The following is a 10357-nucleotide window of genomic DNA, read 5'->3' on the forward strand; positions in this document are numbered from 1 at the left end:
ATGGGAAAGATTACAGGATTTTTGGAGTTTGACAGAAAGGACGAAACATACGTTCCTGTGAAAGAGCGTATCAAAAACTATAAGGAGTTTACAAAACCATTAAAGGAAAACGCACTAAAAGACCAAGGAGCCCGCTGCATGGACTGCGGTATCCCGTTTTGCCACAGTGGATGCCCACTAGGGAATCTGATTCCGGATTTTAACGACGCTGTTTATCAAGGCAAATGGCAAAAAGCTGCGGAAATCCTGCATTCCACGAATAATTTTCCTGAGTTTACTGGAAGGCTATGCCCCGCACCCTGTGAGGAAGCATGCGTTCTTGGGATTAACGAACCGCCCGTATCCATTGAGAACATTGAAAAAAACATTGTGGAGACCGCTTTTAAAAACGGATGGATACAACCAAAACCACCACTAACAAGAACTGGTAAAAAAGTGGCCGTTATCGGATCTGGACCAGCTGGATTGGCCGCAGCTCAACAATTGAACCGCGCAGGCCATACGGTTACGGTTTTTGAGCGCGATGAAAAAATCGGAGGACTGCTACGTTACGGAATCCCAGACTTTAAGATGGAGAAAAATGTTATCGATCGCCGTTTGGAGGTAATGGAAAAAGAAGGTATCGAATTTAAAACAGGCGTTCATGTTGGCGTCGATATTACAGCAACAGAACTGCAGCAAGAATATGATTCTATAGTTCTTTGTGGTGGGGCCACGGTAAGGCGCAACCTTCCCATTCCCGGCTCGGATGCCAAAGGAGTGGTACAAGCCATGGATTTTTTACCACAGAACAATCGAAAAGTGGACGGAATACCGTATCAAGGAGAAGAAATCTCGGCAAAAGACAAAAAAGTCATCGTAATTGGCGGTGGTGACACAGGTTCCGATTGTATCGGAACTTCTATACGACAAGGCGCCACAGACGTCATCAATTTTGAAATTATGCCAAAAGGCACCGTTGACCGTCCCGAAGGTCAGCCATGGCCATTTTGGCCAATGCGATTGCGAACCAGTACCTCGCACAAAGAGGGTGCGGAACGTATATTCAGTATTTCCACAAAAAAGTTTAATACGGATAAGACCGGTAAACTAATTAGCTTGGTCACTGCAGAAGTTGAGTGGATCAAGCAACCCGGAAAACGTCCCACTCTCAAAGAAGTTGAAGGAACAGAAAAGGAATGGAAATGTGATTTGGTATTATTGGCGTTAGGTTTTACCGGCTCCGAAACTACCATTGCCGATCAATTAGGGCTAGAAATTGACCCACGGACCAACATAAAAGCATCTGCAGCCAATTACAAAACAAATGTGCCAGGGGTATTTGTTGCCGGTGATCAGCGGCGTGGTCAATCTTTGATTGTTTGGGCCATTTCCGAAGGTAGGGAGGCTGCGCACCATGTGGACACTTTTTTAATGGGAAGTTCAAGCTTGCCGCTTAAAGGGGATGGGGATTTGCCAAGAGTATAGCGCACATAAACTTCAACTATACACCCTCAACTCCTCAATACTAAAGTATTGAGGAGTTTTTTTATCATTTTAATTTTACCGGAAGGATTACAAAGACCTGCGTGCCTGTTTCCTTAACATCTACATCCTGCCTATCTACGATCTCAATATTCCCATCCGTTTGATATTTTTTGGAAAAATGCTCCAATCGCTCTTTCGATAGCACTATTCCCACAGAATCATTCTTATGAATTTTTCGTTCTTTTATTTTTCTTGAATTCTTCAAACCAATTCCATTATCACATATTTCAATCTTGACTGTTTCATCCTCCCTTCTGGAAATTATTATTTGAAGTTTCATATCCTTTTTCTTTGGGGATAGGCCATGCCAAATGGCATTTTCTAAAAAAGGCTGTAACAGTAGTGATGGTATCTTAATTCCTGATAAATTGATATCTTCATCATTGATCATGCTATATTCAATAGCATTGTTAAACCTAAGGTTCTCGATATTGACATAGAGTTCCATAGTTTCCAATTCGTCGGCCAAGCTGGATTCCTTTTCCATGGTAGAGGCAAGAATCCTGCGAATCAACTTGGCGAACTTGTTCATGTAGTAAACAGCCTTTTCCTTATCGCTATCAATAATGTAGCGCTTAATGGAATTCAAAGAATTAAAGATGAAATGGGGATTCATCTGGCTCCTTAATGCCAATAATTTTAATTCGGCCAATTCTTTGTCGTATTTAGTTTTTACTCTTTCAAGCTTATCAGACTCAGCCTGAGCACTTAAAATAGATATATCCTTCTCCAATTGTTCCTGTACTTTTTGTTTTAATCGTTCATTCTCTTTTAATTGCAAAATCAACCGCTCCTGTGATTGGTTTTTTTCGTTAAGAATGAGGCGTTGCTTATAGCCCAGTGCGAGAGCGAAAAATATATTTTCTATAACCAAACCTATATAAAAAATACTATACCGTACTTCTTGCTCTTCAGGTGAAAGACCAATTCGTTTTATAATTGAAACGGCTAAGGCAGTCATTAATAAAAAAAAACCTCCCATTACAATATAGAATCGCAATGGAGATTTTAATTTAAATAAAGGGATAAATAGTAATAGACCAGATAAGTACGTTAAAACGGTAAAAGCCAGGTGTCCTTTTATTAAAATTTGCATGTCCCCTGTAATGACATAGAATAATTCTAGAATAATAGCATACAGAAAAATGATTCTCACCGTCCAATAGAAAAAGTGATACCACTTATATAAGTGTTTTTTAAAATCTAAAAGAACGTAGGCAAATACAATGTAAATGAGATTATAGGTTAAAATGAAATTAAGCTCAAGATGGTCAATAAATCCTCTAATGGGTTCAATGAGATCTATTACAAACCCAACTTTTGATCTATTGAGCAACCCAAAGAAAATCATAAATGTATATAGGCTATAATACAAATAAGCTTTGTCCTTGTGCTGAAAGTAAAGTAAAAAGTGGTAAACGCTTAAAATGAATAAAATCCCAATGACAAAAATTGTGATACCGTTCTCATTTGGATGATTGAGGACATCCACTAACCCATGCACAAATAAAAGAAAACTACCCATTTAAAGCTTGCATTAGCTTATGCTTCTTAGACCTCGAAACGGGCACATTAGTACCATCGCACAACACCAAATATTGACCGTCTTGGTTTACAAATTCCTTAATGGCATTCAACCGTATCAAATAGGAATTATGCACCCTAAAAAAACCATGTGCCAGCATATCTTCCAAATCCTTAAGTCGTTTACTAAGTACTTCTTTCTTTCCATTAACAAAATAGACTTCGGTATAATTTCCGTCGGATTTGCAATAAAGAATATCGTCACGATCCACATAAAGGGTCTTACCGGACATGGGCAAGGCCAATCGTTTTTCACCTTCCTCCCGCCATTCCTCGAACAGATCTTTCAACTCCGAACCCAACACATTCTTTTGCTTATTGGCCCTAATTCTCTCGATTACCTCAATTAAATCATCCGAATCAACCGGTTTCAGCAAATAATCAATGGCATGTTGACGAAAGGCCTTGATCGCATAATTATCATAGGCCGAGGTAATGACCAGGTCGAAACTCCTATATTTAAGCGTGTTCAACATTTCAAAACCATCCATCTCCGGCATTTCAATATCTAGAAAAACACAGTCCGGTTTAAGATAATTGATGGCAGAAATGGCCTCCAAGGGATCGGTAAAAGTGTCCAATATCTTCACATCGGCACAAAACCTTTCAATTTCCCATTTAAGGTTCTTAATGGCATTGAACTCATCATCGACAATTATGGCCTTTATCATTTTTGACTTGGTTAAGTCTTTTAAAGATAATCATTTACCCTTCAAACCATGGGACAATCACATAATCGGTGCTTTTGAACACATAGGAGGGTCGATTATATGGACAGATGGATTTATGCTTTTTCAAGATGATATTTTACCAATTATAAAATATTGTATTTCAAATACATAAAAAAAACCTACATCCATCTAACCTTTTCAAAAATAGAAACCTCCTTCTGTAGCTTTGAAACAGTCTCCCCTAAAAAATGCATTTGCACCAGTTATCGATTTGAGAAATTATAATGATCAAACAGCGTCAAATCAGTCACGAATAAACGCAACACATACTGCTTTCTTATGAGAATATTGTATTTGCTATCCATTGTCATTTTATTGTTTTTTTCGTGCAAGCCAAAAGAAAAAAACAGCAAAACCGTAGCTGACCCCATTCCGGTAGTATCCGCTTTAAAAAAGGGAGAAGTAAGTATTTCGACCCAAAGTATGGAGTTTTTTACTGCTGACACCCTGTATTCTGGCTGGAACAGATTAACGTACACGAACCAATCACCTGAAGTGCATTTCGTGTTATTGGATCTTTACCCTGAAGGAAAAACGATTTCAGACACCAAGTCCGAGGTGCTTCCACCATTTGATCAGGGGATGGAATTGATTATGAAAGGCGACATGGAAAATGCCGTAGCCGCATTTGGCAAACTGCCCGAATGGTTCCAAAATATAAAATTTATGGGGGGCACCGGTTTTATCTCGCCCAAACATACGGCGCAGAGTACCGTATTCCTGGAACCTGGGCGGTACATTATGGAATGCTATGTAAAAATGTTCAATGGGGAATGGCACACCTCACACGGTATGTTGAAAGAGGTAATCGTACTGGAGGAAAGCACTGATCGGCAACCTCCCGCCCCTTCTGTAACTCTGGAAATTTCAAGTACGGACGGGATAGTGCTACGCGATAGTTTAACGGCAGGAAAACAGATAATACAGACCAACTTTAAAGATCAAAAAATATGGGAACATTTTTTGGGACATGATGTTAATCTGGTTAAATATGATACAACGGCATCATTGGATTCCCTGGTACATTGGATGAACTGGATGAATCCAAGGGGATTGCGCACCCCTGCCCCAAAGGGATTCACTTTTTTGGGCGGAATGAACAATCTGCCTTCTGGGAAACACGGATATTTTGATGCTGACCTATCACCGGGAAACTACGTACTGATTTCCGAAGTACCCAAGGCCAACGAAAAAAATATGATGTACAAATTCACAATTAAATAAACAAACCATGAAAGCAAGAACACTTATTTCAACACTGATATGTTTTTTAATCATGGGTCAATCAAATGCCCAATTTTTTAAAAAACTAAAGAAGAAAGCCAAAGACGCTGTAGAGCGCACCGTTTTGGAACGAACCGATAAAGAAGTCTCAAAAGGAACGGACCGCGCCATCGATTCCATTACCCAAGGAAAAAAAGGCAAAAAGACTCCTAAGAGCATTGGTGAAACAGAGAAAAATACGCCTACCAAAAAACAAACTGATGCCAAGAACAAAGCGATGGAGCAAAAAATGGCCGGTTTATTCGGGGGAAAGGACCTGAATGGAGTACCTGACATCTACACCTTTTCATATAAGGCCACAATGAAAATAACCACGCGTAAGGACGAAACCGAAATTCAGTATTGGATGGAACCGGACCAAAGGTATTTTGGCAACTGGCAAGAGCAGGGAACCACCAACAGTATTTCCATAATGGACATGGAGAATAAAATGGTGGTGATGTTCATGGATGACGGTGAACGTAAATCGGCCATGAAAATGCCCGTAGGAAAAAAAATGATGGAAAAAATGGCCAAGAAAATGGAGCAAAAGTCAAACGCTGATAACGTGCAGGTCACGCCGATCGGGAACAAAACCATACTCGGATATACGTGTCAGGGGTATCAAATCACAAGCAAGGAAGGCATCTCAAAAATTTGGCTCACCAATGAGAGCCCAGTGGGGTTCTTGGGAGGCATGGGACAGGCAGAAAGCATACCCACAACAGGCCTGCCCATTGGAAGTAATACGATGTTCATGGAAATGCAGTTCGAGTCCGCCAAAAAGAAAAAGGACAATTTCAGCATGGTATGCACCGAACTTGTGCAAGAGGATTTAATCCTTGTAAAAGCGGACTATCTATCATCCAACCCATAAAAATATTAGTATGAAAAATATAGTGTTTTATATAGTATTCCTAATCATATCCACTACCCATCTGCAAGCCCAAGAATTCGATATGGGCGATATAATGGAGACCGCAATGGATTTTGTAGAGGAAGCCCAAGGCGGAGCAGAAACCCAAGCCGACAACCAATCCATGGGACAAATGGTCGACAAATTACTGAAGAAGACCGATGACCCAGCTTTTAAAGCACTTATAGAAAACCTAAGCCAAGCATTAAAAGAATTTGAAAACGAGTCCTATACCGGTAAATGTCTGCAGGTAATGGGCGCCTATGCCGAAGCATTGGCCTATGCAGACCGAAGAGTTGAATTGGCCGGCAATGCCTGCGAAAAAAAAGAGTGGTTGGGCATTGAGGGACTCTTACTCTTGACCGGGGGCACCATTAATTATTGTCCCACAGAATTTTATGGGCTTTCCGATGAAAGCTTAGATGAAAATGAACAGAGAGAAGTTATTCTTGGATATGAACAGAGAATAAAAAATTATTTTTTTGGGTCACTTAGTGACAATGAAATACTATTGAAAGCTTACGAACATGCCGGTAAAAAAGCTACAAACTACGCAGCTTATGAACAGTATGTCATTGCCGTGCTAGAACAGCAAGGTAAATCTTTTGAAAAGCTATCTGCTGAGCAAAAAGACTATTTAAAAAAATTATGGGAAAAAGATCATGGGAAAAAGTTTGATGATAAAATCATGAATGAATTTCCGCACCTTGAACTTTATAAGAAGTTTGAAAATGCCAATGAACAATTAGATATTAAAACCTTTACTCAAGGCAAGAAAGGGTCCCAGGAAGAAATTTCAAGCATGGTCGATTTTGTAGGCAAAATGTTCACTCCAGAATTTATGCTTACTAAGACGGTTGAAATCGCGAAACTTAGCAACCTTTACAAATGCAGCAACTAAAACCGATAAAATACATCTCCAATATTTTTTTAGCTAAAACCATTATGAAGACCATAAGAACAGTACTCATTATCCAAACGGTGTTTTGTTTGGTTGCCTGCAACCCAAACAACCGTAAAAACCAAGAACAAGGATCTACTCAACCGGGGGTCTCCAATACACCATCAGAATCTTTTGAAGAAAACAAAAACTCCCTCTTGAACAAAACACCACTCACCAAAGAACAATTTGCCTCTTGGTTGCCAGAGACCATGTTGGGACTTCCCTTAACATCATCTACCATTAATCTACTCCCTGGTGTTGGGTCGTGCACGGCGAATTATAGTCAGGGAAATACAAGAATTCGGATCATGATCATAGACGGTGCCGGTGAAAAGGGTGCCAATGGTGTTGCTCCTTACAGAGCTACGAGCACATTGAATATTGACGACAAAGGTGCTTGGGGAAGTACCAAAACGGAAACCGTAAACGGCTTAAAGGCCAAGGTGTCCTATTTGGAAGAGGACAGACTCAATGCATCCATGTTCTATAACGAAAGATTTGCAGTGGATATAAAACTTAACGAACTCACTAGGGGGTCCCTTGACCAAATAGCACAGGAATTGAAATTGGAAAAATTGAAAGAAATAGCACTTCAATAACAAATGAAAAATCAAGGCACGACAGGTTTGGACGATCAATCCCGGCGGGAATTTTTCAGACAATTGGTTTTAGGGGGAACTGGAGTTTTTTTGTCTCCTTTGCTACTTCAAAGCTGCAGTGATGAAGATTTGGGCAGACCTCCTTTTGCGGTATGGGAAGATATGATAAAAGCCTTAGAACAGAGCCCGGACCATTTTATGGGCAGACGCAAGACTCTTGTAGCCTCCAAAGACCCCAAGGCCATGACAGATTTCGTAAGGGATAGTTTTCAGGTTTTACCCTGGCAAAGCGATTTTCTGCACCATGCGGCCTATGGTTCCATTTATGGAACAGCAATGGCGCTACGCTGTGGTTTGGCAACCCCAAGGGAAAAAGCAGAGATTTTAAAGGACATGTTAGTGGATGCTGGATACGAAGCCCGCGTGATCATGGAGGAAACCAGTATTTCATTGGAAGAGGCAAAAGCAATTGTTTTCCGAAAATACATGCCAGAATTTAATCCTCCCGTCTCGGAAGGTAACATAAAAAAATGGCACAAGGCATTGGGTATATCTGCTCCGCAGGGAAGTGTGGATGTTATTCCCGACCTGCTGGAACAAGCCAACTCCCTCACGAACAAACTGCTCAACACAATCGACCCAAAATTAATTCGAGACAGTATTGTAAACTTTAGGTTTCATACAAATGCCGTTCCCTCGGTCGCTTTTAAGGATGGGGAAGAAGAAAAGTATGCACATGTATTTGACCCAGAGGTATCATTTGGAAACCTACACCCCACCAACACCGAAAACCATTTTTATGATGCCGTAGAAATGAGACCTTTTGAGAATGAGGAAGTCACCTTAACCCTATCTTGCCGTAGAGCACTGGATCATTGGAACGAAACTGAATTGCTATCGGGAACATGGAAGTTGTCCGAACTTTTGGGAAACCAATTACAGATCCAATTTCTCAACAATATGACTTTAGCAGATCAAGCAACCCAAACCGTGTCTCAAATTGCCCACTTTACCCCCTGTTTTGCCGTCCAATGCCTAAATGAAGAACGTGGGACTGCAGAGGAACGCTCTGTTATGGGAGAGCCTATCACAATGGAAGGAGAGCGGATTTTTGAAACCTATAGTCCATCTAGTTTACCAGAGTCAGAAGAAGCAGGTGCCATTGAAAAAATCCACAGCTTTGAAGCTAAGGTGCTGCCTCAAGCATTTCCAAAAGTACGGCTCGAACTAAGTCCCATGGACGCTTCTGGGGCAATCGTCGAAGGTCTTTCCATAAACAACTTTTCCGTTACCGATAATGGCAAACCTGTATCGGCCTGGATGAAACAAAATACCATATCCCCCAAAATCCTATTACTTTATGACACTTCCGCAAGCATGCCTGCGGAATATGCCGGTGAACAAATTAAAATGTTCTTAGAAAAAACAGAGGCCGCCATCCGTGAAGCATATCCAACGGTGCATCTTATTTTACAGGCTACGGGATCCAATATCTATACCGCTCTGCTTAAAGCGAAACAATTGGACGTTGATCTTATCCTTTACGCTACGGACGGTGATAACAACGATGAATTTGACCGTGCATTTACCCCGATTTATGAAAACGGTCCCCCTGCAATCTTCCTTAATGTAAAACCACAGGGCACAGTTTACAGTTACCTACGGCAGAACATGGAGTTTACTGAAATCGCTGCGGACGATCAAGAGCGTACCATTGTCGAAATAAAACACATTGTTGATGGTTTGGAATTTCCTGCCTACATTCTTACCTACAGCTCCTTTGATGAAACAAGTGATCATGTCGTATACATAACTATAAAAAACACCTCACATAACACCCAACTCCCTTTCCGATTCCCCGAAAAAAGCGATCACTTACTGGGAAACCGTATGGTAGGACTTTACCTTACTCTAAGTCGCAGGGGAATACAACCCATAAAAAGAGTATTGGCAGGTTACGAACCACACCTGGACTTTTACGGCGAACCTACAAAGCTTACCCGTAAAATGATAGATGAAGTTCATGAACTGATCCTTGGTGGTGCCGTAATGTCTTTTGAACGAGAAGCCCCGACCCTTTCCATACAACTAACCGAATATTTGCAAACATTATTGAGCAATAAAGAATGGTTTGAAGCGTATCAGGATGGCAACATGGAAACGGCCATTGTAGAACTGAACAAAGGAACCCACAGTTACCCTGCCCTGCTATTAAGTATGGTCCAACCATTGCGTAATTGTTTTTCTGAAGAAGGCGTTACCTATCCACGGGGCTTTCGTACGTCTTTGATCAAGTTTAAGCCCGGGTATCATTCAGGAAACTCCAACACCTCTTTTGATTATTTTCCAACCTCTGATTATATCACAGTGACTCGTACCGGAACCGGCAATTTTGTAACAACCTTGAACAAGACAGCACAACTTGCTATTTTGGAAGGCAAAGTGTTTGAGAAAAGTACACTTTCAGAACTTGGCGATAAGACCTTAGCACTTAATATAGACCAAAATACATTTAATGGACAGCTCCCTGTTCTCAAACCCAAAGATTTACATTATTTCTCACGCCAAATATTTGGAGGCAGTACCATGAAGTTATTCGACATAACTTTAGAAAAGCGCTCCTATTGGCAAATCAATACGGGGACAGGAGAACTTTATGGAATTCTACCCGATCAGACCGGAGGTGGAACCAATACCACTTACGCACAATTAAAAAACTTAGAAACAGTACTTGATGAGTATTCCAAACTTGTCTCTAAAATGAATCTAGGAATGACCATGATGGGTGTAGGCA

The 10357-nt window shown here is 40.8% G+C and carries 8 protein-coding genes (1 of these 8 running past the window's edge); 6 read left to right on the plus strand and 2 right to left on the minus strand.

All coding sequences use genetic code 11. The annotated features are described in order from the left end of the window. Entirely contained in the window at positions 1–1467 is a 1467-nt protein-coding gene (locus tag ABTP35_RS03785; protein ID WP_293293782.1) for a glutamate synthase subunit beta, read from the plus strand. A 64-nt stretch (positions 1468–1531) separates the two neighbouring features. Here the strand turns inward: ABTP35_RS03785 and ABTP35_RS03790 are convergent, their stop codons facing one another. Both ABTP35_RS03790 and ABTP35_RS03795 read right to left on the minus strand, forming a co-directional pair. Further along, on the minus strand, positions 1532–3052 hold the full coding sequence (locus ABTP35_RS03790; RefSeq protein WP_293293780.1) for a histidine kinase: 1521 nt from the start codon (positions 3050–3052) through the stop codon (positions 1532–1534). Continuing rightward, positions 3045–3782, minus strand: coding sequence for a LytTR family DNA-binding domain-containing protein (locus tag ABTP35_RS03795; RefSeq protein ID WP_293293778.1), 738 nt, complete (start codon positions 3780–3782; stop codon positions 3045–3047). The genes ABTP35_RS03790 and ABTP35_RS03795 overlap by 8 nt, the downstream gene beginning before the upstream one ends. A gap of 339 nt (positions 3783–4121) precedes the next feature. Between ABTP35_RS03795 and ABTP35_RS03800 the strand changes: the two genes are divergently transcribed. The 5 genes in view from ABTP35_RS03800 to ABTP35_RS03820 are tightly spaced (at most 10 nt apart) and all read left to right on the plus strand, a layout consistent with a single transcriptional unit that may run on beyond the window. Further along, the gene (locus tag ABTP35_RS03800; protein WP_293293776.1) at positions 4122–5066 is read left to right on the plus strand and encodes a hypothetical protein; all 945 of its coding nucleotides are present in this window, start codon (positions 4122–4124) and stop codon (positions 5064–5066) included. Positions 5067–5073: 7 nt separating this feature from the next. Next, positions 5074–5982, plus strand: a complete 909-nt coding sequence (locus ABTP35_RS03805) for a DUF4412 domain-containing protein (RefSeq protein WP_293293774.1) — start codon at positions 5074–5076, stop codon at positions 5980–5982. Between the two features lie 10 nt (positions 5983–5992). Continuing rightward, positions 5993–6922, plus strand: coding sequence for a hypothetical protein (locus ABTP35_RS03810; RefSeq protein ID WP_293293772.1), 930 nt, complete (start codon positions 5993–5995; stop codon positions 6920–6922). Next, a complete protein-coding gene (locus ABTP35_RS03815; RefSeq protein WP_293293770.1) occupies positions 6910–7563 on the plus strand; it encodes a hypothetical protein in 654 nt (217 codons plus the stop codon). Before ABTP35_RS03810 ends, ABTP35_RS03815 begins: the two co-directional genes overlap by 13 nt. A gap of 3 nt (positions 7564–7566) precedes the next feature. Further along, a protein-coding gene (locus tag ABTP35_RS03820; RefSeq protein WP_375334453.1) for a hypothetical protein crosses the window boundary here: on the plus strand, positions 7567–10357 show its 5' portion. 251 nt of this gene lie beyond the right edge of the window; the window shows 2791 of its 3042 coding nt (coding positions 1–2791); its start codon is at positions 7567–7569; the stop codon falls past the right edge of the window.

It is taken from the genome of Flagellimonas alginilytica (assembly GCF_042134605.1).
GTDB classification, from domain to species: Bacteria; Bacteroidota; Bacteroidia; order Flavobacteriales; family Flavobacteriaceae; genus Flagellimonas; species Flagellimonas alginolytica.